Genomic DNA, 25318 nt, shown 5'->3' with positions numbered 1-25318 from the left:
GTGAAGTGCGAATCGGCTACTGGCTTAATTGATAGCAGAAGATCGTGGCGGAGGCGATAAGGTGGTGATGAATGGATTGATAGCTAACTTCAGTATTTATGGTAGATACCACACAGGAGCACGAAGATGCGCGATTTCTTGAGTTTGTTGTTAAATCATTGGTCGATAATCCTGATAAGGTTAGGATCAATCGAACAGTAGATGAAATGGGTGTTCTGATCACTCTTGATGTCTCGCGTGAGGATATGGGTAAGATCATCGGACGGTCAGGAAATACAGCGAAAGCAGTCCGAACGCTTTTGCGAGTTGTGGGTATGAAAAATAACGCTCGAGTAAATCTTAAGATCAATGAGCCGGAAGGCGGGATTCGTGATACCGGTGCGAATACAGCAGATGCCGGAGCTTCTCAAGCGGTCCAAAAAGAAGCAGGCGAAACCCCGGAGCAGCCACAGGCAGCTGATTCTCAACAAAGTGTTGACGAAGTGATGGATGATTTTAAGAATGGGAACTAATTTGAGACGTTAGAAATAAATCACTGCGTAAAAGATAAAATCCGCTTCGGCGGATTTTATCTTTTACTTCGCTTTTATTTTTGTTTCGTTTCGTCTACTATACTGAATACTAACTACAGCATACGGAATACTGTTTATGCATTTCCACATAATTACATTGTTTCCCGAATCGTTTGAATCATATCTTCGCTCGTCCATCATTGGACGGGCTGTTCATGACGGAAATATCAAGGTGTCATTTTATAACCCGCGTGACTATACAAAAGACAAACACGTTCGAGTAGATCAAAAGCCGTACGGTGGTGGTCCGGGAATGGTGATCCAAGCCGAACCGGTTCTTCGTGCGGTAAAAGACGCGGTTGGCAGAAAGAAAAATGTAAAGATAGTTTTTATGGAAGCTGATGGAGATGAATTCAGTAATGAATATGCTCGGACTTGGAGTAAAAAATATAAACATATTGTCCTTGTTGCCGGTCGGTACGAAGGAATTGATGCCCGGGCGCGCAGGGCGCTTAACGCAGATGCGGTGACAATAGGTCCGTATGTTCTGACCGGCGGAGAGTTGCCGGCGATGGTGATAATGGATGCGACAGCGAGACAGATCGAAGGCGTACTCGGTGATGAAAAGAGTCGGGAGGAAGAGAGGATCGCTTCGCATGAGGTGTACACCCGACCTGAAAAATTAAAGTGGAAAGGGAAGGTGTATGAGGTGCCGGAGGTGTTGCGTTCGGGAGATCATAAAAAGATTGATCAGTGGAGAGAGGAACGGTCCTAGAATGTTTGTGAGCTGTAAATGTCGAAAACTCAGTTTTCGACATTTACTTTTTTGTAGTTAGGGGTGCGACGTATTTGCTGAAAGTAGTTGGGCAGTTTACCTCAACTTCTTAAGCGTGGTGTAAAGTATATGTTTTAAAGAAGTTTTGCCGCGATTTAGAACGAAAGTCTCAGTTCCATTTTTATTTTATGTTAGGACTGAGACTTTCGTTCGCATCTTCCTTCCTAGGTCCTAGCGAATAGGTATTTTCTAAGTTGTTGGGCGTAGGGTCTGGGCTTAGAAAATACCTATTCGATGGAACCGTCCTCCCTTCTTATCCACAGGTTTGACTTGACACGGTTGACAGAATTTGCGTGACGAGTATACTACACGTCTATCTGTCACGAGGGGATAGCATACGTAATATTACTCGTTGACGAAATACTTTGTACGGCCTAATAGTCAAATAATAGTATAGAGATATTCATGCGCGACCTTTGTCGGGAAAGGGGCATTTTGCGTTTCGACGCAGGCGAAAAGGTGAAAAGGTCACTTTTTCGTTCATACGAATAGACACTTTTTAAACGTTTGTAGTTGTCATTACCACCTGTCACTTAGAAGCATTGCGGGCGTTACTCGACGCGTTCGTACATGTGGGTAAGTGCAGTAACCTCATTATATAGCAAGGCAGCTTTATGGCACAAACAACTCAGATTAAAGACGTGAAGAATGAAGTACACACCAAGGAGGTCTCCGGGATCACCAAGAAGTACTTTAAAGCATATAAAGACCCACTCGTTCCGATTCCAAATTTGATCGAGGCACAACGTCATTCTTTTGAGTGGCTTATTGAAGAAGGACTAAAAGAGATCTTCCAGGAATTCAGTCCGGTACGAGACTTTTCCGAGAAAAAGTTCGACCTTGAATTTTATGGTTTTGAGATCGGTGAGCCTCAGCACAGTGAGTTGCACGCAAAAGATCAGAAGCTTACGTACGACGCTCCGCTTAAAGTTAAAGTAAAGCTGATCAACAAGACAACCGGTAGTGAAGAAGAGCAGGAGATATTTCTTGCTGATTTCCCGTTGATGACCTCACGCGGGACTTTTGTCATTGGTGGTATTGAACGAGTTATTGTTCCCCAGCTTGCCCGTTCCTACGGCGCATTCTTTACGTCACAGGTCTTGAAAGGAAAGACCTATTTTGGTGCAAAGATTATTCCTACACGCGGGGCATGGATAGAATTCGAAACGGATGCTGATAATGCGCTTCATGTTCGTATTGATCGCAAGCGAAAGTTCCCGGTCACCACACTCCTCCGAGTTCTTGGTGCCGAGACGAACAAAGACATGGAGAAGCTCTTTAAATCAGATGTTGCAAAAGAGTATATTAAGCAAACATTAGCAAAAGATGCGGCTGAAACAGTTGATGAGGCTGCTATTGAGATCTACAAGAGACTTCGCGATGGAGACCTGGCAACCGCTGAGAACGCGAAAGAATTCATTACTACGCTCTTTAGTGAAGAGCGATACGACCTTTCTCGTGTAGGTCGCTCCACGTTTAATAAGCGTTTTGGGATTGAGCTTGATAAAAAAGAACTTGAACGTCGAACGCTTTCTCTTGAGGACTTTGCGCTCGTGCTCAATCATGTCGTTGAGTTGAATACGACACCGGGTTCAATGGAGGATGACATCGACCACCTTGGAAGCCGTCGTGTACGTTACATTGGTGAACTTTTTCAGCAGAAATTGCGAGTCGGTATGTCGCAGATCAAGCGCAACATTCAAAACCGAATGTCGACGATCGAGAGTGATGTCTCTACACCGGTTCAGTTCATCAGCGCGAAGCCTCTCCAGGCACGTATTAAGGAGTTCTTCACTACTAACCAGCTTTCTCAGTACATGCAACAGGAGAACCCGCTTGCTGAGGTTGAACACCTGCGCACACTCTCTGCGCTCGGACCGGGAGGTTTGAACCGAGCTCGCGCTGGTTTTGAGGTTCGAGACGTTCACTCAAGTCACTACGGTCGTGTCTGTCCGATCCATACACCGGAAGGTGGGAACATCGGGCTTATTCTTCGTTTGAGTGTTTTTGCTCAGGTAAATGAGTTCGGTATGATAGAAACGCCGTACGCAAAGGTAGAGAAAGGAAAGATGACCGGAGAGATCAGATACATGAATGCGATGGAAGAAGAGAACTTCACCATCGCTCACGCTGGTACGAACTATGACGAAAACGGTGTTATAACTGATAAGTCAGTTGAAGCACGACATAACGGAGATCCGGTAATGGTGTCGAATAAGAATATTGACTTTATTGATATTGCGCCAAATCAGGCATTCTCAGTGGCAACATCAATGATCCCATTCTTGCAGCATGATGACGCAAACCGCGCACTCATGGGTTCTAACATGCAGAAGCAGGCTACACCGTGTTTGATCCCGGACGCTCCGGTAGTTGCGACCGGTATGGAGCGACAGGCAGTTGCTGATACAAATCGTCTTGTTATTGCTGATGAACCGGGTGAAGTGACCTACGCAGATTCAACAAAGATCATTGTTAAGACAAACAAAGGAAAGAAGAAAGAATACGAGCTTATTGTTTATAACCGAACCAATGACTACACCGCATTTCACCAGCGCCCGAGTGTCTGGGCTGGTGACAAAGTAAAGAAGGGAGACGTGCTTGCTGATATTTCTTCGAGCGATCGTGGTGAGATGGCGCTTGGTCAGAACCTTCGGGTCGGCTTCCTCTCGTGGCACGGTGCTAACTATGAAGACGCTATTATTATTTCCGAGCGATTGGTAAAGAACAAAAAGCTTACCAGTATTCATATCGAAGAGTTCGTGGTCAATGTACGTGATACCAAGCTTGGTCCGGAAGTGACAACCTGTGATATCCCGAACGTAGGAGAAGGAAAACTTAAGAACCTCGCTGAAGACGGTATTGTCCGTGTTGGTGCAGAAGTAGAACCGGGCGATATTCTTGTTGGTAAAATCACACCAAAAGGTGAAACACAGCTTACACCGGAAGAGAGACTCTTGCGATCACTCTTCGGAGAGAAGGCTCGTGATGTAAAGGACACCTCTAAGCGACTAGAGGCAGGGAAGCGCGGTCGCGTGATAAACGTGAAGGTCTTTTCTCGTGAGCAAGGGGACAAACTCGAGAGCGGCATCATAAAGCGCGTTCACATTGAAGTGGCTGAATTACGTAATATTTCAGTCGGTGACAAGCTGGCTGGACGACACGGTAACAAGGGTGTTATCTCCAAGATCTTGCCAGAGGAGGACATGCCGTTCACCGAAGATGGCGAGCCGCTTGATGTTATCCTGACCCCGCTTGGTGTTCCGTCTCGAATGAACCTCGGTCAGATCCTTGAGCTCCATCTTGGGTTGGCAGCACATACACTTGGATATCAGGCAGTCGTGCCGCCGTTTGCCAGTGCGACCGGTGAAGAGATTCGCAGTGAACTCAAGGAGGCCGGATACCCGGAGAACGGCAAGGTGCGTGTATTCGATGGACATACCGGTATTCCGTATGAGCAAGATGTTGCGGTTGGATATATGTATATCTTAAAGCTTCACCACATGGTAGACGACAAGATCCACCAGCGTTCGATCGGACCGTACTCACTTATTACTCAGCAACCATTGGGAGGAAAGGCGCAAGGAGGTGGACAGCGATTTGGAGAAATGGAGGTCTGGGCGCTTCTCGGGTACGGTGCGGCATATAACCTGCGCGAAGTATTGACGATCAAGTCCGACGATATTCTCGGACGATCAGCGGCGTTTGACTCGATCGTAAAGGGCGAACCGATCACCCAGATCAATACACCCGCTTCATTCAATGTATTACTCAGTTATCTACGCGGTCTGTCTCTGGATGTACAGCTTCACCGCGGCGATGAATAGCTATTAGCGACTAAACCTGAATCCTATGTCACAATCACACAAATTCATCAACGATTTCGATTCTGTTTCGCTTCGCATGGCATCGCCGGAAGCTATCCTTTCCTGGTCGTGGGGTGAGATCACCAAACCGGAAACGATCAACTACCGTACTCAGCGTAGTGAGAAGAACGGTCTTTTCGACGAGAAGATCTTCGGCCCTGACCGCGACTATGAATGTTACTGCGGTAAGTATCGCGGTGTTCGTTATAAGGGCATTATTTGCGAAAAATGTGGTGTCGAGATCACTCGGTCTATCGTGCGTCGAGAACGCATGGGTCACATCGAGCTTGCGACTCCGGTTTCTCACATCTGGTTTCTTCGAAGTATGCCGTCTCGAATCAGTCTCATCACCGGTCTCACCACTTCCGACCTTGAGAAGGTTATTTACTTTGCCGGTTACTTGGTAACAAAGGTTGAGGAGGAAGAACGACTGCGTCTTTTGAAGCAGCTTGATACTGAATATAAATCAAAAGTAAAAGGTGCAGATGACAAGGACGCAAAAGAAGATATCAAAGAGCGCTTTGTAAAGGCAAAGCAGGAGCTTGAGCTGATCAAGGAAAACACCGTTCTTGATGAGGTGGCGTACCACAACTACTCAGTGAAGTACGGTACGCTTTTTGAGGCTGAGATCGGTGCCGAGGCAATATACAACATGCTCAAGGGGATGGATCTTGATGAGCTTGAAAAGGCTCTCGAGACACGCCTAGAGAAAGCAGGCTCAATAGAGAAAGGCAAGATCAATCGTCGTCTCTCTGCAGTACGAGCAATGCGTAGCTCAGGTATCCGGCCAGAATGGATGTTCTTAACTCGTATTCCGGTTATTCCGCCAGCACTTCGCCCCATGGTTCCACTTGATGGTGGACGTTACGCCACATCGGATGTAAACGATCTCTACCGTCGAGTTATCAACCGTAATAATCGTCTGAAGCGTCTGAAGGATATCATGGCCCCTGACGTTATTCTCCGAAACGAGAAGCGAATTCTCCAGGAAGCTGCTGACTCACTTATTGATAATTCGATCAGACACGGTAACACGATGCCGTCTGCAGTGAATCAGGCGCAGAATCGACCATTGAAGTCACTTGCTGACAGCTTGAAAGGGAAGCGTGGTCTCTTCCGTCAGAACCTTCTTGGTAAGCGTGTTGACTACTCTGGCCGTAGTGTGATCGTTGTTGGTCCACACCTCGAGATAGATGAGTGTGGTCTGCCAAAGCATATGGCACTTGAGCTCTTCAAGCCATTTGTTATTTCCAAGCTTCTCTCACGCGAGCTCGCGTACAATATTCGAAGCGCTAGCAAGCTGATCGAGGACGGAGCTGATGAAGTATGGGCGATCCTCGAAGAAGTAATTGCCAATAAGCACGTGCTTTTGAACCGCGCACCAACCCTTCACCGACTGGGTATCCAGGCGTTTCGTCCGACTTTGATCGAAGGTAACGCTATTCAGATCCACCCGCTTATCTGTACCGCATTTAACGCGGACTTCGACGGTGACCAGATGGCGGTCCACGTTCCGCTTTCGACTGAAGCACAAGCTGAAGCGCGTCACTTTATGGCGGCGAACAAAAACATTCTGAAGCCGGGAAGTGGAGATCCGGTTGTTTCGGCGAAGATGCTCGATATTGTCCTGGGTACGTACTGGATGACCAAAATAGTTGAAGGTGATAAAGGTGAAGGAAAATACTTCCCATCACCGTCACACGCGGTGACCGCCTACGACTTCGGTCAGGTTGGATTTCGAGCGAAGATACATGTGCTTCCAAACGAGGCCGAGAAATTTGCTGACTTTGAGCATAAGCCCTTCGAGACCACTGTTGGTCGACTGAAATTCAACAATGTTCTTCCGGACGATTTCCCATACATAAATGAAGATGTGGAGCGAAAGACGATGGGTCGCCTGATCGACGCGTTGATCGAGCGATATGGACTCGACGGCCTGCCGCCGATCCTTGACGAGATCAAGACGTTCGGTTTCTCTTACGCGACTCACTCAGGTATTACGTGGGGACTTGACGATATTAAAATACCGGAAGAGAAGCACGCTGTTATTGCTCGTGCCAAAGTGGAGGAAGGCGAGATACACGAGCAGTACGAAGATGGTCTTCTTTCTGAAGATGAGCGCAAGCGTAAAAGCCTCGAGATCTGGCACGCCGCGAAAAGTGAGGTAGAGGAACTTCTCCCGGCCACGCTTTCAAAAACAGGACCAGTATATGACATGATCTACTCCGGTGCTCGAGGTTCGTTCTCACAGATCACGCAGATGGCCGGAATGAAAGGTTTGATCCAGTCAACCAGTGGATCAACTATTGAATTCCCGATCCTTGCTTCTATGAAAGAGGGGCTTTCACCGATCGAGTACTTTATAACTACTCACGGATCACGTAAGGGTCTGTCTGACACAGCGCTCAAGACCGCTCAGGCTGGATATCTTACCCGACGCCTGTTCGATGTAGCACAGGATATTATTGTCAGCGAGGATGATTGTAATACTAAGAACGGTTTGTGGATTCAGAAGAAGACGGCTTCCGGTATTGAGATCCCTATTGCGGAAAACGTGCGAGGTCGTTACCTGGCAAAAGACGTAACAGATGCTGAAGGTACCGTGCTCTTTAAGCGCAACCATTATCTTTCGAAACAGGATTCTGAGCTGATAGAAGAGAAAGGTATTGAGTCAGTTTACGTGCGTTCTCCAATGTCGTGTAAGACCCGATACGGAGTTTGTCGAACCTGTTATGGTGCTGACCTCGGCACAAACAAACCGATCGATATCGGTGAAGCAGTCGGAACGATCGCGGCGCAGGCGATCGGTGAGCCGGGTACGCAGCTGACCATGCGTACGTTCCACTCCGGTGGTGCAGCGTCTGTCGGCGGTGATATTACCTCAGGTCTTCCTCGTGTTGAGGAGGTATTCGAGAAGCGAAAGCCGAAGCACTCTGCTGTAGTGAGTCGGGTAAGTGGTGTTGTTTCAAGCGTTGATACAAAAGATGATAACGATAAATCGATCACGATCATTCAGGACCTTGAGGAAAAAGGTTCAGGAAAAGCAAAGAAGGAAGTAACCTACTCCGTGTACTTTAACCGTACGATCACGGTGAGTGAGGGTCAGGAGGTGAAAAAGGGTGACATTCTCACTGACGGATCGGTTGATATCGATGAACTCTTCAAATACGCCGGTACAGAACGAGCGCAAGAGTACATTATCCACGAGATTGTGAAGCCGTATGAGCTTCAGGGTGAGAGTGTGAGTCACAAGCACATTGAGACGATCGCTCGCCAGATGTTTTCCCGTCGACGTATCACGAAGACCGGGGACACCACACTCACACAAGGCGATGTGGTTGAGCTGTCACAGTTCGAAGAAGAGAACGCGCGCGTAGCTGAAGAAGGTGGCGAGGAAGCTAAAGGTGAAGATGTGATCATGGGTATTACTGAGGTCTCGCTTTCACGACGAAGTTTCCTATCGTCAGCATCGTTCCAGCACACAACACGTGTCCTGATCGATGCGGCAGTTCGAGGTAGCAAGGATCCGCTTATCGGGCTGAAAGAGAACGTCATTATCGGTAACCTTATTCCGGCCGGTACCGGATTTGTAGGAAGTCCGAAATATGAGGTGATCGAAGAAGTTAAGCGAAACATGAAAGACGAGATACAGAGCGGGGGAGCGGTTGAGGCTTCAAAGTAGTACATTGCCAGATTGTCGGCTAAGGCTGAGAATTGCAGAGGACGGATGAATGTGTTCCGGGCGCTGTCGTGTACTTGCGGGGGAGTGAGCTTTGCAAGAGCGAGAGACGCTTTAAGGCCCCATCACTCGATCATGAGTTCTGTTGACGAGATAAAATCAAAACTTGACATTGTGGATGTTGTGGAGAGTTATGTAACTCTTACCAGCGCCGGTGTGAACTGGAAGGCGCGATGTCCGTTTCATAATGAGCGGACACCATCCTTTTCGGTTAGCTCTGAGCGTCAGATGTATTACTGTTTTGGTTGCGGAGCGGGTGGAGACATGATCAACTTTGTAGAGAGGATCGAGGGTGTTGATTTCTACGGAGCGATGAAGATCCTGGCTGAGCGCGCAGGCATCACGTTTGAGCCGGTAACGAAAAAAGAGCATGAGGCAAAGGATACATTGTATGAGCTGCTCGAAGTGGCGTGTCTGTATTACTGTAATCAGCTCAACGGTGCGAATGCGGTTCGCTCATACCTGAAAGGGCGTGGGGTAAGTGATGCAAGTGTTTCAGTCTGGCGGCTCGGTTATGCGCCCGGTGAGTGGCGAAGTCTCTATGAGCATCTCTCAGCTAAGGGATATTCTGATGAGGACATGATCACTGCCGGGTTAGTGAAGCGAAGTAACAAGACCTCAAGCGGCACCACAAGACTCTACGACACCTTTCGTGATCGGATCATGTTTCCGATCAACGATCCGGCCGGCCGGGCTATCGCATTCTCGGGTAGAATCTTTCAAGAGACCGATGATGCTCCAAAGTATCTTAACAGTCCCGACACACCGATCTTTCACAAGTCAAATGTTTTGTACGGTCTGGATCGGGCTAAACAAGCGATTCGGCAGATGGACTTCACGACATTGGTTGAGGGGCAGATGGACCTGGTGCTGAGTCATCAGTCAGGGTTCCAGAACACAGTTGCTACATCAGGTACGGCTATTACTCAGGATCATCTGAAACGACTTAATCGTCTGTCCCGCAAGATCATGCTTGCCTTTGATGCGGACAGTGCCGGGGTAGGTGCGGTACAAAAGAGTGCCGGTATTGCTTTGGCGTTGGGGATGGACGTTAAGGTGGCGGTAACTCCTGAAGGTGATGACCCGGCCGATGTGCTCAAGCGGGATCCGGGTGAGTGGAAAATGATCCTCAGCAATGCTCAGCCGGTTGTGACCTATCTTCTCAACCACATTATTGCGGAAGTTGGTTCTGATAAGCGATCACTCTCGCGTCGAGTTTCCACAGAGGTTCTGCCATACATTGCCGCACTGCCTCAATCAAGCGAACAGTCATTCTTCATTGAGGAGGTAGCAAAAAAGGTCGGCATTCGTGAAGACGCGCTCTGGAGCGATCTAAAAAAGACCCGGCCGATCACCGAAAGCCAGCGGGATACTCGTGCTGAGCAAGAGCAGGCCGGTGCGGCTGCCGGAGTTGGGTCAGATGCCGCACCGCAAGAGTCGCGGGCAACAACCCGAAATAGACTGGGAATCGTTGCTCAAGATCTTGCCGGACTAATTCTTTGGCAGGGGGCTAAGGAGGAGTCGCTTATCGATGTGGCTAGCGCGCGAGCAAAGCTCGAAGAGCGGCTCGGTGATGACGCGCAAACCTTTCTTGATAACGTTGCCGATCACCCTGATGCGGTCTTCCGAATTGAGCAGCAGTACGGTGAGAGTAATGTCACAGACAGAACGGTTGAAGAGCTGTTCCAGGAATTAGATATTGAGCTTCTTATTCAGAGACGGGATCGGATACGTCATGAATTGCAAGAGGCCGGTCGTGATCGTGATGATGAGCGGGTCGCCCAAAAGATGAAAGCGTATCAAGAGCTGCAAGCGCAAATAGACAGAATGAGACAGCCGGATAGCGAAAAAACATAACGTTGATATTTACATACAGCTGAACGGATTCAAAGTAACGAATTACCATATGCCACAGGCAAAGAAAACACAATCGAATACGCGTCAGAGCAAGCGAGTATCCAGCTCGGGAACAAAAAAGACGCAGAAAAAGACCGCTTCTCAAAAAAGTCGTGGTAAAAAAGGTGCCAAGAAAGGGGGTGATCAGGTTGTAACAAGAGCAGCAGCCAAGAAAGCGACCTCAAAAGCATCCGCAAAGAAAAAGACCGTCACAAAAAAGACAGCGAAGAAAACCACAAAGAAAACTTCGAAAAAGACCGCAGCGAAGAAGTCTTCGAAAAAAGCAACTAAGAAGGCGCCGGTTAAGCGTCGTTCTAAGAAAACCATAGCTCAGGAACTTGAAAAATTGGAGAATGAACTTATTGCTAAAGGAAAGCGCCGAGGATTCATTACCTATGACGAGATCCTTAAATCGTTTCCTGATGTAGAGGAGGACATTGAGCTTCTTGAAGATATGTACGCAAAGCTATCAACAGCAGGCGTGGATGTTCTTGAGTCAGGAAGTCTTCTCGAGACCGCGGAGGAGATATCAGCTAAGCAGGGGCCGGTAAGCAATGAATCCTCTTCGTACGATTCTATTCAAATGTATCTGCGTGAGATCGGAAAATACCCGCTTATTACCGCTGCTCAGGAAAAAGAGCTTGCGCGACGTATTGAGTCCGGCGACGAGGAGGCGCGAACACTCCTTGCCCGCGCTAACCTTCGACTTGTGGTTTCTATTGCAAAGAAGTATGTCGGCCGCAGCCCGGATCTTACATTGCTTGACCTAATCCAAGAAGGGAACCTCGGACTCTTTAAGGCAGTTGATAAATTTGACTGGACAAAGGGGTATAAATTCTCAACGTACGCGACGTGGTGGATTCGCCAGGCGATCACTCGTGCACTCGCTGACCAGTCTCGAACCATTCGCGTGCCGGTTCACATGGTTGAGACCATTGCAAAGTACAAGCAGGTCGTCCGACGAATATCTCAGGATCTTGGTCGAGAGCCACTTCCGGAGGAGATAGCTACTGAAATGAATCTGGATATCGAAAAGATTTATCAGATCGAGAAGATCGATCAGAACACTGCTTCTCTTGATAGTCCGACCAAAGAAGATGACGAGGATGGTAAATCAACCCTCGGCGACTTCCTGTCAGATGATTCGGTGCTTTCGCCTGACCAGGAGTCGTCTCGTCGAATCATTCGCGACCAGGTGAAGGAGATACTGGCCGATCTGCCGGAAAAGGAGCGCCGGATCCTTGAGATGCGTCACGGTTTGAAGGATGGTATTACGCACACACTTGAGGAAGTGGGTCGAGAATTTAGTGTGACGAGAGAGCGTATTCGTCAGATTGAAGCGAAAGCTCACGAAAAGATCCGTCAGCACGATAACGTAGAGCGATTGAGGAATTACTAAAGAACAATGACCGATCAAGCCGAAACCAATTGAAAATTGCCAACCCCAGGGGTTGGCAATTTTAGTCTGGTTTTATTTGGTGAGGCAACCGTTTATCATTTTGCACAAGTCAGAGGTTTATTGCAGTTAATACTCCAAAGAGAGTCGCTGAAATGAAAATAATAGGAGTGACCAGGCGCCAGCGTATTCTCAGCGGATCTGGTCCAACTTGTGTAATAACAGCAAAAAGTCCTGCAAAAATAATAAATAAGAAGAATCCAACAGCAAAGTTAAATATTTGTTGTGACTGCATGGATGATCTCCTCTCTGAGATAAGTTTGCCGGATGGTAAGGAGCTAATTAAGTATACTCTACTATTGTGGGGTATTTTGTAAATATAGGGGCTGAAAAGTGTAGGTGCTTAGGGTAGGAGCACTGTGATAGAATGCCGTTATGGCATCAACTGAAACGTTTGACCAAGCGTACGCAAAACTTAATACGAAACAGAAAGAAGCGGTAGACGCGATAGAAGGGCCGGTGATGGTGATCGCCGGACCTGGGTCCGGTAAGACCCAGATACTCTCGATGCGGGTAGGAAATATTCTGAATCAGACGGATGCATTCCCGAGTAATATTCTCTGTCTTACATTCACGGAGTCAGCAGCCGCCAATATGCGCGAGCGCCTGGACGGTCTCATTGGTCGGGACGCGTATCGGGTAGCAATTCACACTTTTCATAACTTTGGAGTCGACATCATTGGTCGACATCCCGAGTATTTTTATAATAACGCTTTGTTGTCTCCGGCTGACGAGTTGGTCCAGATAGAGGTGATCACCGGCATACTTGATGCGGTTGAGCACGACAACCCGCTTAAAAGTCAGCACCCTGAACAGGGATATACCTATCTTCGCTCGATCAAAGAGGCTATTGGTCAGCTTAAGAAGGCCGGACTGACCCCGGATGAATTCAGGGCTGTCTTAAATGCCGATGCTGATTCGCTTAAGACGGTAAACACTTGGATGGACAAACTTTTTAGCGAGCGGTTAACGAAAGAGAAGGTGGGGGAGATTGAGCGGGCCATTGCGGACCTGAGAAAAAAAGCTCTAAAACGTAATTTGTCAGTCTCTCTTTTTTATCCTCTGGAGGAAGTGGTTGCGGATTCGCTAGAGCATGCGATGAATCAGGCAGCTGAACAAGAAAGCACTTCGCCGGTATCAAAGTGGAAACAAAAGTGGGCACCTAAAGGGGAAGAGGGCTCTCGAGTATTTAAAGACACACTATCAATTGATCGGATGTATGCTCTCGCTGATCTGTATGAAGCATACAGCAGTGAAATGTATCGACGAGGTTATATAGACTTTGACGATATGATCCTCGACACTATTCAGGCGGTCGAGAACAATCCGGTTCTCAAGAGTGAGCTTCAGGAACAGTATCGTTATATTTTAGTAGATGAGTTTCAGGATACCAACGATGCTCAGATGCGTCTCCTGCGGGCTATTACTGACAGCCCGGTTAATGAAGGGAGACCGAATCTTATGGTGGTTGGTGATGATGATCAGGCCATTTACAAATTTCAGGGAGCAGAGATATCGAACATCTTGAATTTTAAGGAAACGTATCGTGATCCGACCATTGTTACTATGACCGAGAACTACCGCTCGAGTCAGGATATTCTTGATGTCGCTCGATTTGTTATCGCTAAGGGGGAGGAACGGCTCGAGACTCGACTGCCGAATATTTCCAAGGAGCTGATAGCATCAAATACCGAGCTAACTGAAGGTGATATACGCTATGCGGCGTTTCCGTCTCGCGCACATGAGTACAGTTTTGTCGCCAAGGAGATAGCGCGTCAAATAGCTAACGGAACGAATCCGAGTGAAATAGCCGTGATCGCCCGACAGCATAAGCATCTTAAGGAGTTGTTGGGGTATCTGTATAAAGAGAATGTGCCCCTTCGCTATGAGCGTCAGCAGAACGTGCTTCAGGAGGCGCACGTCCGTCAGCTTATTCAGATGACGCGGTTCATCGGGTCATTGGCGCGTAAACAGCGCAGAGAGGCGGACGAGCTTCTGCCGGAGATCTTAGCGTATCCTTTTTGGGGCCTTGAGCGAAGCATTGTCTGGCGTATATCGGTTACCGCGGCACGTGAGAATAAACTGTGGCTTGAGGTAATGGAAGAACACGCAGATAAACAGGTACGCGATATTGCGGCGTTTTTTATTGATGTCGCTATACGATCGCTCTCACAACCACTTGAGCTTACGCTAGATCATTTGATCGGATCACACATGCCGCTTAAGCAAGAAAATGAAGATGAAGGGGAACCGCTGTTGAATGTAGGAAGTGGTGCCGATGAGTCTGATCCGTTACCGATGCAAAGTCCTCTCCGTGAATACTATTTCAGCGAGCTGGAGTTTGAACAAAATAAAGATCAGTACCTTACGTTTCTCTCCAGTTTGCGGGTATTTCTTGATGCTGTTCGTGAATACAAACAAGGCGAGGTATTGGGGGTCGAGGATCTTATCGCGTTTGTAGACCTTCACGAGCAAAACAGTATACCGGTTGTAGACGCGAGTCCGTTCGTATCAGCGCACGAGGCAGTACAGCTTTTGACCGCGCACAAAGCAAAAGGTCTTGAGTTCGACACGGTTTTTGTGTTGAGTTGTGTTGATGAGGTTTGGACACCAAAACCGCGTGGAAGTAATCTCGCGTTTCCGATCAATATGCCGATCACAACCGCAGGCGACACGCTCGATGACCAGTTGCGTCTTTTTTATGTGGCGCTTACTCGTGCCAAGCGTCAGTTGTATATAACGTTATATCAGGCAGATGAGAGTGGTAAGGAGCGGATGGCAGTACAGTTTCTTGCGCCCGTCGCTGACACGGATACGTATGCTGAATCGGTTAAAAAGCTTTTACTTGAGCGTGAAGGATCGGTAGACGCGGCAGACATGCCGGCGACCACTGATGTGCTCACTGCGTCAGTCATGAGTGTGCATGCCGGACCGTTTATTCATGACGAGGAGGCCTTGCTCGGTTCGCTGGTAGAGGAGTATAAGATGAGTGTGACGCATTTGAATAACTTTGTGAATGTTGCTCGAGGTGGTCCTCAGCAGTTTTTGGAGCAAAACCTGCTTCGTTTCCCGCAAGCGAAAACAGCGTCAGCCGCGTTCGGTACCGCTGTGCATAAGGCACTGGAATTATTGTATATACATTTGCGCAAGCACAATGAACTTCCGTCGCTAGAGCAGGTTGTACATTGGTTTAGCGAGTCACTGAGAAAAGAGCGACTGTCGGCTCGTGACTTTGAGGTGAATTGCGCGCGAGGAGAGAAAGCATTAGCGATATATCTTGAACAAAAGAAGGATACATTCGACCCGGCACACAAAGTTGAGGTGAACTTTAAAGACCAGGGTGTTATCATTGGCGACGCACAGCTGGCCGGAAAGATAGACAAGTTGGCGCCTTTGGATAAAACAACTGCAGTTGTACACGATTACAAGACCGGAAAAGCAAAGTCCAAGTGGAACGGATCGAACCCGATCGAGAAGATCCAACTGCATAGCTATAAGCAGCAGCTTGTCGTGTATAAGCTGTTGGTGGAGGAGTCGCGTGATTATGGTCAATATTGTGTTGAAAAGGGTGTACTGGAGTTTGTAGAGCCTACGAATGGCATATGTATAGACCTTGTTCTCGGTATAACAGACGAAGATGCAGCCCGTACGCGTTCCCTCATCGAAGCGGTGTATCGGCACATTGTGAACCTCGATTTTCCTGACGTGAGTGAGTACAGTCCTGATGTAAAGGGGGTGGAGCAGTTTGAACAAGATCTTATAGAGGAGAAAATTTAAAAGAAAACTCCGTACAGGTTGTACGGAGTTTTTTAACGTTGCGGTAACTCTTTGGAGTAGAAAGAGATACTAGGCGTTGCTCTCAAGAATAGCTGTTACTAGTTGGTCGATCAGGTTAAACGGCATTGCCCCACTCATTTGGATCTGGGTACCGTCTTCAACAATCTTAAATAGTTCTCTGTCCTGCGAGGCCTGGGCGTCGACCTCTTCTACTGCCGCTCGTCCTTCTGCACTTAGGGCTGAGTTAAGATGAATGACCGAGTAAGGTGTTCCTCTGCCGCCATTCTCTTGTGCTTCTCGCGCCTCTGCTTCGACGAGTTGCTGATGGTCACCACTTTCCTGACATTCGTTGAACTCTCCTGCATCGACTCCTGCTATTTCGGCGATCTCTGGGAGGAGAGCGTGGTTGAGTCCGTCGTTACTTGGTGTGATCGTGTAGATCGTATCGATAGCGATCCAGAAGGCCTCGTCTCCGCCTAGCTCATAGATGCATTCGAGGGCGTGTGATTCAGCCGCCGCTTTTCGGTGGAGTTGTGGAATAGGGAAATGCTTGTATTCCCAAGCAACTTCGCCGCTCGCTCCGTATTTGTTGATAACCTCCATCATGGTGTTGTGGAAGCGCTGACAGAAAGGACACTCAGTGTCTGAATACTCAGTAATGATGATCGGTGCGTTTGGGTCGCCAAGGATCTTGCCTTCAACACCTACTTCGTCGATCACTGTCTGCATCTCAGCAGGGTCGTAGTTTAAATTCTGTCCGGTAGTACTGTTTGCCGATCGTTCGCCTGAGAGGCTAAGGTCGCCACCCCATACAATTGCGCCGGCAATGATGACTCCGGCTATGACTATCGCTATCGGAATACCTAATTTTTGCATATATAATAAATTACCTGAATATAGCTGATATTCTACCACGGCAACGGAGATTGTGGTATTGTGATAAGCGTATTTACAAGGTTATGAACAGCCATTGTAAGGCCATTATTGTATGTCGTATACCGAAGCTATCTTGTTGGGAATTGTCCAAGGCTTGACCGAGTTTTTACCGATATCTTCCTCTGGTCATCTCATTGCTGCCCGCAGCGTATTGGGTTTTGGCGTGGAAGGAGCACTGGCGTTTGATGTGCTTCTTCATTTGGCAACATTGGCCGCTATTGTTGTGTATTTTAGGCGTGACGTGTTTCAGCTTGTAAAGACGGCTATTGCGTATGCCGCAGCCAAACCGATTGACAAAACGCAAGAGCGGTTACTGCTCGCGATCATTCTCGGTACGATTCCGGCGGTATTGGTCGGCTTCCTCTTTGAGGATATTATCGAGCATGTACTGCGTGCACCGATGGTTGTTGTATTCTCGTTACTTCTCGGCAGTCTTTTGTTTGCGGTCGCTGAAGCATCCGCTCGTTATACTAAGATCATTTCAGGTAATCGAGGTTTTGGTATCGGTGTGTTTCAGGTTCTTGCGCTTATTCCCGGCATGTCTCGGTCAGGATCAACGATCGCCGGAGGTCTTTTACTTGGATTGAGTCGTGAAGAAGCCGTACGATTCAGTTTTCTTTTGGGTTTGCCGATCATCGCCGGTGCAGGAGCTCGCGCGCTGTACCATGCGTCGTCACCGGCTGATGTCTTTCAGGCACCCGCGCTCCTCGGCGCAGCGGTCGCTTTTGCGGTTGGTCTTACCGCGATGCATTTTTTGGTTCGATACCTGCGGACCAACCGACTTACTATTTTCGTGATATATCGTGTGTTCGTTGCTGTGGTGTTGTTCGCGTTTCTTATCTAATTTAGAACAGCCGTAACACAATGAAAAAATGTCCAAAGCCTGGCTTTGGACATTTTTTGGTTATCAGAGCGATCTTTATGCGTTAGAAGGGTAGGGTGTGAGTCATTGCACTGTCTTCGATAACCTCCCAGTGAGTCGTGTCGAGTGGAAATTCGTTTACTGTGCCACCTTCGGTGAACTTAAGCTTACCGTTCGCTATTGCAAAATCGTATACATCCTTTGTGATACGTACATCATCAATACAGTATTTCTTGATCTTCTCGATCTCACCCTTTTTCCACCAGGCAATAGCCTCAAGTCCGTGTCCTGATTTTTTAACGCCCAGGGTACCTTCGGCCACCTGATCGAGTTTCATTCGCCGACCGAATGAATTTTTGATCTCCTTTAAGATATCTAGGCTTTTAATAGAAAAAAGGTCTCCCGGGTAGTATTTGTCCAGAAGGGGAACATCGAAATGATCCGAGTTGTAACCGATCAACATGTCGGCTTTTTCAATGATCGGCCAGAGGCTAGGAAGATCTTCTTCTAGAAAAGCGCTGTATTCATCCGTCTCGGAGTCGTGAATGCAGACAACAGAGAGGTCAAGATCGGCGGCATTGTTAGAACCGACATCGCTAAACATGTTTTTCGTTTCGATATCAAAAGTTATCTTTCGCATACATTTTCTTCAAATGTTAGAGTAATTAAATACTATTCTATCAAAGCTCACCGTATTTACATACAGCTAGATTTCGCTTGACCATTCCGGTGTCTCTTCGTCGGTAGATGCCAACTCTTCCATGATATCGAGTATCTCATCTTCAGGTACGGTGCTTTCTCTACCGGTGGAAAGATGCTTTACGGTGTACTGACCGCTCTCGAGTTCTTTTTGACCCACACATATCACGAAAGGAATTGCTGCTTTATCTGCGCTATTGATCTGATCGCCGATCTTCTTACCGGTTATGTCTACGCGCACATGCAGACCTTGTTCGTTTCGTAAACGGTTGGCGAGTGCATCAATATCGTTTGCGTCCGTATCGTCTATTCGGCACAGTGCTACGTCAGCATTTGAGCGGTAAGCAGGAAGGAGGTCACGGCTCTTGAGAAACTCGTAAAGTGTAACGTCGCCCATACCGAAGCCAACAGCCGGAGTTGGCTCAGCACCAAAGGTTGCGAGCAAGTTGTCGTATCGTCCGCCACCGAACATTGAGCGATTATTTTCCGGATCGGTATCATTCACTTCAAAGACCATGCCGGTATAGTAATCGAAACCGCGGACTAATGTTGGCAGGATCTCGACGTTATCAATACCTCGTTGGTGTAACTTTTCTACAAGCACCTTAAGATCTTGAAGTTCCTTGTGATCGTCGCCAAGCATTTTCATGGTGGCGTCTGCAGAGTTGATGGTGGTAAGAAAGTCATCAGCTCTATCGCCGATCAGCTCACTCACAGCTTCTCTAAAGGCGTCTTCTTTCATCTTGTTTTTCTTATCTAGAAGCCGAGTGAGTTGAGGTCGTGTCTCGTTATCAACGGCGTAAAGTTCATAGAGATCTTGCAACAGTCCGCGACTTGAAATGGAGATAACAAAGTCGTCAGAGGTCGCGCCGGCGTTGAGAAGCGTGGTTGCAGCAAGCTCGATGACCTCAATATCGGCTTCCTGGCTTGAAAGACCAAAGAGATCAGCGTTAAGTTGAATGTGTTCACGTAGGCGACCTTTCTGTGGTCGCTCATAACGAAAGAGGTTGGCGATAGTGAACCAGCGAAGAGGAAGCGAAAGTGATTTGCGTTGCTTGGCGACCATGCGAGCGACGGTCGGGGTCATTTCCGGCCGCAGTGTCACTTTGCGTTCGCCGCGATCAGTAAACGTGTAGGTTTGTTCGCTGACTATTTCTTCAGAGCTTTTTGCCTCGTAGAGTTCCGCCGGCTCTAATAGTGACGCGTCGTATTCTTCGTAGCCAAATGATTCAGCGCTTTCTCGCATGATCGCGTAGAGATAGCGCTGAATGAACTGGTCCTCCGGATAGAAGTCGCGTACGCCTTTGTAGGGTTCCATGGATGGTTGCTGGTCTGCCATTGTCCTTTGATTTTACCACGTTTGTGCTATTTTTGAAGCACGATGGCTGTCTTTCAGATATATAAAAAGCTTGGAGAAACTCCGTTGCAGTCGCTTGGGCGTTTGCGTGCAAAAGAAGGTCTCTCACAAAATCATCCTTTGACCTACGCCGGTCGTCTTGATCCAATGGCCGAAGGGGTAATGATCGCGCTTTCCGATGAAGATGTTCATCGGAAGGATGAGTTTACCGGACTCGATAAAACGTACACACTTGATGTACTCTGGGGAATTGAAACTGATACCTATGATCTGCTTGGCTTACCGACAGCTCGAGGTCCGGGCACGGCGAGGGAAGTAAGTACCGAAGACTTTGTTGGTATATTCGACCAGTCGTACCCACCGTATTCCTCGAAGAGTGTTGAAGGAAAACAGCTTTGGCAGTGGGCAAGAGAAGGACGAATAGGCGAGGTCGATGTGCCGAGTAAGCAGGTGACGATACACAGTATTGAGCGCTGCGGTGATCACTCGACGAGCGCAGACGAGCTTTCGAGAGTAGTTCAACACCGTCTCTCGCTTGTCGAAGGTGATTTCCGCCAAGAAGAGATCGGGTTCGCTTGGGAGCAGGTACTTAGACGCAAAGGCCCTACGTCATATGAAGATGTATTTGTCATATCGCGGTTTGTGGTGAGTTGTTCGAGTGGGACGTATATGCGCTCGCTGGCGCATGAAATGGGGAAGAAGAAAGAGTGTGGTGCGTGTGCGTTCTGGATCCGACGAGAGAGAGTGGGGAAGTATGGACTTGAAGAGTTTGTATGATTTACGAGCCGAGCCTGCCTGCCGGCAGGAAGACGTGTAAAATGCCTCTGAGCAAGCTCAGAGGCATTTTACTTATTCTTCGTGTTGGCAAGGCTAGTCGTTTGAGAGTATGTCGCTACCTATTGCTTTTTCCGTCAGCTGGCGGAGTTTTCGAGTGCCGGCTTCTTTGTCGGCGTTGAGGCCGGGAATAGTTATTACCGAAGGAAGCGCCCCTTCAGTTGCTTTTAGGTATTCGTCTTCGGGAATATCGTTAACAAGTGAGTCGATCACAAAAACAGCAGCGTAACGCGCTTCGTCATTGGTTCCGGTCTGCTCTCGGGAGGTCATGCGCTTGATCTTCTTGATCGCTTCAAGTGCAGTTTCTCCTTTTTCTGCGTCAAAGACGTCTACGCCAAGAGCGCGAAAACCGGAAACAAGATCTTGAGGGCCAACAACAGCTATTTTGTATTGAGTGCTCATATTACAGGCTAGAGTAAAGATTACGGAGGGTGGCACGAGTGTCGTGTTCAGGAAGGTTAGCTGCCTTGCTTACATGAATAGCGCGGATCTGCTGAACGTTGTTCTTCCTTGCAGTGAAATACGCAAAAAGCGGTGCAGCTGAAAATATCTCATAGCTTTGATCGCGAAGCCAGGCGGCTATGTAGTTCTCAGATATCTTCTCGATCTGGGTGAAGCTGCCGTTCTTGCGGTACTCCTCGATCGCGTCTTTCCATATAGCCGGTCCTCCGATCCGATGAAACTGGTCGAGCACGGTTTCTGCATCTTCTAATTCATGTTTGTGGAAGGTGCCTCCATTGATGAACATGTCTCGGATCGGTGTTTTTTGGAACGCTTTGGTTCGAAGAGCAGCCTTAAGGTTGAAAAGGTCTATAAGCAGAATTATGTAAGAGCGGACAAAAAGATTGCCTGTTTTGAAGGCAACTTCTCGTATTGAGATAAGATAGTGAAGATTAAGGATAAGATCAATGTCTGCAATGCGGTTGTATGTCTGTGCTTCAGTATTGGCGCGTCCGAGTCGACTATCGAGCACGCCGATACGATCGCTTTGATACGCCTGAAGCAGACGGTCAGCATCGTATATGCCGGTTTTATAACAGTTCTCTTTTATTTCATCGTAGGAAAGACCGGCGATCGTGCCTTTGATGGCTGCTTTAAGGTTATAGAAATCATACTTAAGCCAGAGGACATTCAGGAGCTCCGGCTCCGGTGCGATCTGCTCAAGAAGTTGCTTGGCGTCTGTTACTGCCTCTTCCAGTGCTGTAGACAGATCGCCTGACTCGCGGGCAAGGTACGGAGCAAGAAATGTATCCTGCAGACCGGCAAAAAATTCATCCATTGTTTTTGCTCCAAGCAAAACTTCCCGCTGAGTGTCGGTCAGTAGTTCTTGTTCGAGTGTCTTTGCTCTGGTCCCGGCGTAGATGTATTTTGATTGCATAGGATCTTTTGTGCGCTAGTTCGTTTCCCCGAAGAGCGTTGATGCAATAGTAAGCTCGTGGGCATCTCGAGCGTCCTCTATAAGGCGTGCAAAGCTATAGTCATAATCTGCTGTTTTACCAGAGATACGAAAGCCTCCGTCGAGCGACGAATCCTCGGCAATGTCTAGGTCACCTTTTCCGGCCGACTGGAGAGCCTCCTTGGTTTCTGCCATTCGGGTGCTCGGTGCGTGTAGTGTTCCCTGCACGTTCTCCGGTAGTTCTTGGAGGAGAGAGGTTATCATTTTTTGGTACTTCTCGCCGTCCAGGTCGATCATCTTTTGGTGAGTATCAGCAAAAACACTGTCAATATGCTGACGTTTCGTTGTTTCGACCGCGCGCTTCTTAGCTTGTTCTGAGTGAGAGATGACTTGCTTTCGCTGGTGCTTTGCCTCGCGCTCCACACGACTGTCGTGCTCGAGTTTGATCTGGTCTTTTCTTTTTTTATTTTCATTCTCAATCACCGCGACCTCTTCGATCGTTTCTTTTTCTATTTCTGTCACGTGTGTGCGCGCGTCGTCGAGAATTTTTTGAGTAATGTCGTTTAAGGCCATAGTGTAGGTTATAGCTGATAGCTTATAGGAAATGGTGTTTACTTGCTTTGTGAGTAAACGACTACAAGCTATAGGCTCTAAGCTGTTAGATTACGGTAAGAAGAATGAATGAAACGAGCAGTCCGAAAATAGCCCAGGTTTCAACCATAGCTGAAAGCACGATCGCGCGACCGATAAGCGTATCGTCCTTGGCGATCATCGAGATACCCGTTCCGGATACTGCTCCCTGCTGAATGCCTGAGAAAAGACCGGCAAGTCCGATCGGTAATGCGACCATGAGGTACTGTAGTCCCATTCCAATAGTTAGGTTGGTCGCATCGCCACCCCCAAGAAGGCCGGCAAAGTTGAGGATCAAAAAGGCTCCTACAAGACCGTAAATACCCTGTGATCCCGGTAGCGCCTGCATCAGAAGCACCTTACCGAACAATTCCGGTCGTTCTGCTGTTACTGCTGATCCGGCTCTTCCGGCGATACCCATACCGATTGCTGATCCGATAAATCCAAGTAGTGCTGCTACTGCTGCTCCTGCAAATACAAATACTAATCCAAATTCCATATTACTGTAGTTATTATGTGGTAATTGATAAAATAAAACTTTACCCGCTATCTGCGGAAGTCGGTTTCTGTTCAGTGATGATAACCTCATCGAGAGCAACGTTGCGCTCTATTCGCTCAAAAGGCTGGAATACGTTGCCTGTTCCTTGGATAAATTTACCGAAGAACTCAACGAATTGCAAACGAGCTGTATGAATGAATGCACCTAAAACGTTAATGATCAGGTTGAAGCTGTGCCCCACAAGAAGCACGAGCACCATCACTAACAGGCCTACTACCGGTACCATGTCCCGCAGCATAGTTGCGATCAGGTTGACCGAGAAGGCCAGGGCACTGGTAGCTAGTCCGAGCGCCAAAAGACGGGAATAGGAGAGTACATTCGAAAAGTAATCGATGGCGCCGTAAAGTGAGAGCACTCCCTTGAATCCTTTAGCAAAGATGTTCGATTCTTTGCGACCCTGGGTAAGAACAAGAGCAACAACACCGGTAATAATGGTCCAAAGGTAGAGCGGTGAGGAAGGAAGCACCTGAACCATATCACCAATGTAGAGCGCAACACCGGCGAGAAGAAGTAGCCACGGCCCGCTGTCCATGATTCCTTCGTTTAGCTCGCCGTTTCGTTTGGATCGTACAACGTCGAGGATCAGTCCAAGATAGATCTGAGCGAATCCAATAGCCAGCGTGAGGTAGAAGAAAGGAAGAGGAGAAGCGATCGGGTCAAAGTACTGGAGGTTCTGAAGTACTTCAGGCATAAGGTTCATGTTGATACCAAAATATCCGCCAAAGAACAACCCGACGATGGTGGAGGCAATACCACCGTAGAAGAGGAGGGTGAGGAGTTGTTTCATTCCACGAGGTACTCGGTAGAGCAGCATAATGAGCCCGGTAAGTATTGAGAGAAAAATACCGTACCCTACATCCGTAAGGCATAGTCCGAATGAAATGAAAAAGAATCCGGAGAAGAAAGGTGTCGGGTCTATATCTTTGTATGTTGGTACCCCGTACAGATTGGTAACGGTTTCGAACGGTCGGATTCGTTTCTTGTTTTCTATCGCAACAGGTGGCTCCTCGTTTTCTGCCGGTTCGATATGTTCCAGGGTGAATGCGTGGGTGATCTCATCAATTGTGTGGTAAAGCTGGTCAAGTTCGCGTTTTGGGCACCATCCTTCAAAAACATGCACCGAGGAGGACGATCTGCCGTGGTCATAAATAAGAGCGGTGGACTGCTCTTTCCAGTGCATATAGTCAGCCAGCTTGCGTAAGTTTGGGAGATGTTCGGTGAGACTTTGAGCTTGCTCGATGCATGCTTCATGTTCCTGGGTAAGCTCCTGACGCTCTTCACTGATCGCTCGTAGCGCTTCTTTCGGCGTGCCTTCCTTGTTTGGTAGAGTTACGATCTCTATGGAAAGCCGGTTAAAAATATTCTGGACCGACTCCTCGTCTTCTGTTAGATAGGTCAATCGATATGCCTCTTCAGCTACGTTCTCTATGTGGACATCCAGGTCTGCCTCACCAAGTGACTGCTCAAACTCAGAGATCGTATTCGGGTCAATACGTAAAAGGGTGGTGGTCGTGCGGTCGGTCACCAGTTCTTGGGAAAGATCGATACTAAGACCAACCCATGGTTGAATAGCTAGTTCTTCTTCGTTTAGCTCACGACGTCGAGCCTCAATTTTGTTTAAACGCTCTTCAAGGTGCTGGGCTTCTGTAATAACGGGAGTAGCATCGAATGCCTCAACTGTTTTCAGGATATCTTCTTCACTCGTGTGCACCGCTGTTCCTTCAAGGATCTTGCTCACCATGCTTTGCTTCTCGTATTGAGAGAGAAACGATACAGCAAAATCAAGACGCGACGCTGCGTAGCTATACTCAAAATCAGTTTGTTGTTGGCTTTGCAGAGATTCCAGGTTACTCTTTCGAAACTCGATCACGCCGAGTTTCTGGATAGCTTCAAGCACACGCGATGTGTCGCTTTGCGAGAGAGCTAGTCTGATCTTTTGCATGGGGAGAATGGCCATAAGAGTG

17 protein-coding genes are annotated in these 25318 nt (G+C 48.0%); 9 read left to right on the top strand and 8 right to left on the bottom strand.

Annotated elements, in window-relative coordinates:
• The first annotated feature begins 98 nt into the window (after positions 1-98).
• The 7 genes from WD312_03695 to WD312_03665 all read left to right on the top strand — a co-directional run bounded on the left by WD312_03695 (position 99) and on the right by WD312_03665 (position 16081).
• Positions 99-512, top strand: coding sequence for a KH domain-containing protein (locus WD312_03695; GenBank protein MEX2564192.1), 414 nt, complete (start codon positions 99-101; stop codon positions 510-512).
• Positions 513-648: 136 nt separating this feature from the next.
• On the top strand, positions 649-1287 hold the full coding sequence (gene trmD, locus WD312_03690; protein ID MEX2564191.1) for a tRNA (guanosine(37)-N1)-methyltransferase TrmD: 639 nt from the start codon (positions 649-651) through the stop codon (positions 1285-1287).
• Positions 1288-1961: 674 nt separating this feature from the next.
• A complete protein-coding gene (locus tag WD312_03685) occupies positions 1962-5174 on the top strand; it encodes a DNA-directed RNA polymerase subunit beta (GenBank protein ID MEX2564190.1) in 3213 nt (1070 codons plus the stop codon).
• A gap of 25 nt (positions 5175-5199) precedes the next feature.
• Positions 5200-8895 carry a DNA-directed RNA polymerase subunit beta' gene (rpoC, locus tag WD312_03680; GenBank protein ID MEX2564189.1) on the top strand — a complete coding sequence of 1232 codons (3696 nt, stop codon included), beginning with the start codon at positions 5200-5202 and terminating at the stop codon, positions 8893-8895.
• Positions 8896-9027: 132 nt separating this feature from the next.
• Complete coding sequence (gene dnaG / locus WD312_03675; protein MEX2564188.1) at positions 9028-10809, top strand: DNA primase; 1782 nt, start codon at positions 9028-9030, stop codon at positions 10807-10809.
• A 49-nt stretch (positions 10810-10858) separates the two neighbouring features.
• Positions 10859-12247: a sigma-70 family RNA polymerase sigma factor gene (locus tag WD312_03670; protein ID MEX2564187.1), complete on the top strand. Its 1389-nt coding sequence runs from the start codon at positions 10859-10861 to the stop codon at positions 12245-12247.
• 432 nt (positions 12248-12679) lie between these two features.
• Positions 12680-16081, top strand: coding sequence for an ATP-dependent DNA helicase (locus WD312_03665; protein ID MEX2564186.1), 3402 nt, complete (start codon positions 12680-12682; stop codon positions 16079-16081).
• Positions 16082-16150: 69 nt separating this feature from the next.
• Here WD312_03665 and WD312_03660 read toward each other — a convergent pair whose 3' ends face one another.
• Entirely contained in the window at positions 16151-16957 is an 807-nt protein-coding gene (locus WD312_03660; GenBank protein MEX2564185.1) for a thioredoxin domain-containing protein, read from the bottom strand.
• 112 nt (positions 16958-17069) lie between these two features.
• On the opposite strand from WD312_03660, the gene uppP reads away from it, so the two are divergent.
• Positions 17070-17861, top strand: a complete 792-nt coding sequence (gene uppP, locus WD312_03655; protein ID MEX2564184.1) for an undecaprenyl-diphosphatase UppP — start codon at positions 17070-17072, stop codon at positions 17859-17861.
• Between the two features lie 82 nt (positions 17862-17943).
• Here uppP and WD312_03650 read toward each other — a convergent pair whose 3' ends face one another.
• Together WD312_03650 and hisS are read right to left on the bottom strand one after the other, a co-directional pair.
• Complete coding sequence (locus WD312_03650; protein ID MEX2564183.1) at positions 17944-18519, bottom strand: ribonuclease H-like domain-containing protein; 576 nt, start codon at positions 18517-18519, stop codon at positions 17944-17946.
• 66 nt (positions 18520-18585) lie between these two features.
• A complete protein-coding gene (hisS, locus tag WD312_03645; GenBank protein ID MEX2564182.1) occupies positions 18586-19917 on the bottom strand; it encodes a histidine--tRNA ligase in 1332 nt (443 codons plus the stop codon).
• 42 nt (positions 19918-19959) lie between these two features.
• Here hisS and WD312_03640 point away from each other — a divergent pair, with 42 nt between their 5' ends.
• Positions 19960-20712, top strand: coding sequence for a hypothetical protein (locus tag WD312_03640; protein MEX2564181.1), 753 nt, complete (start codon positions 19960-19962; stop codon positions 20710-20712).
• A gap of 93 nt (positions 20713-20805) precedes the next feature.
• On the opposite strand, the gene WD312_03635 is transcribed toward WD312_03640, so the two are convergent.
• From WD312_03635 to WD312_03615, 5 genes are all read right to left on the bottom strand, one after another.
• Entirely contained in the window at positions 20806-21171 is a 366-nt protein-coding gene (locus tag WD312_03635) for a V-type ATP synthase subunit F (GenBank protein ID MEX2564180.1), read from the bottom strand.
• A gap of 1 nt (position 21172) precedes the next feature.
• The gene (locus WD312_03630; GenBank protein ID MEX2564179.1) at positions 21173-22147 is read right to left on the bottom strand and encodes a V-type ATPase subunit; all 975 of its coding nucleotides are present in this window, start codon (positions 22145-22147) and stop codon (positions 21173-21175) included.
• A 15-nt stretch (positions 22148-22162) separates the two neighbouring features.
• Positions 22163-22738 (bottom strand): V-type ATP synthase subunit E family protein, encoded by a 576-nt coding sequence (locus WD312_03625; protein MEX2564178.1) that lies wholly within the window; start codon positions 22736-22738, stop codon positions 22163-22165.
• Positions 22739-22823: 85 nt separating this feature from the next.
• Entirely contained in the window at positions 22824-23294 is a 471-nt protein-coding gene (locus WD312_03620) for a V-type ATP synthase subunit K (GenBank protein MEX2564177.1), read from the bottom strand.
• A gap of 40 nt (positions 23295-23334) precedes the next feature.
• Positions 23335-25311 carry a V-type ATPase 116kDa subunit family protein gene (locus WD312_03615; protein MEX2564176.1) on the bottom strand — a complete coding sequence of 659 codons (1977 nt, stop codon included), beginning with the start codon at positions 25309-25311 and terminating at the stop codon, positions 23335-23337.
• Positions 25312-25318 lie beyond the last annotated feature (7 nt).

This window comes from Candidatus Paceibacterota bacterium, assembly GCA_040905715.1.
Taxonomy (GTDB): domain Bacteria; phylum Patescibacteriota; class Minisyncoccia; order Phycocordibacterales; family CSBR16-193; genus JBBDHZ01.
This window is presented reverse-complemented; position numbering and strand designations above follow the sequence as displayed.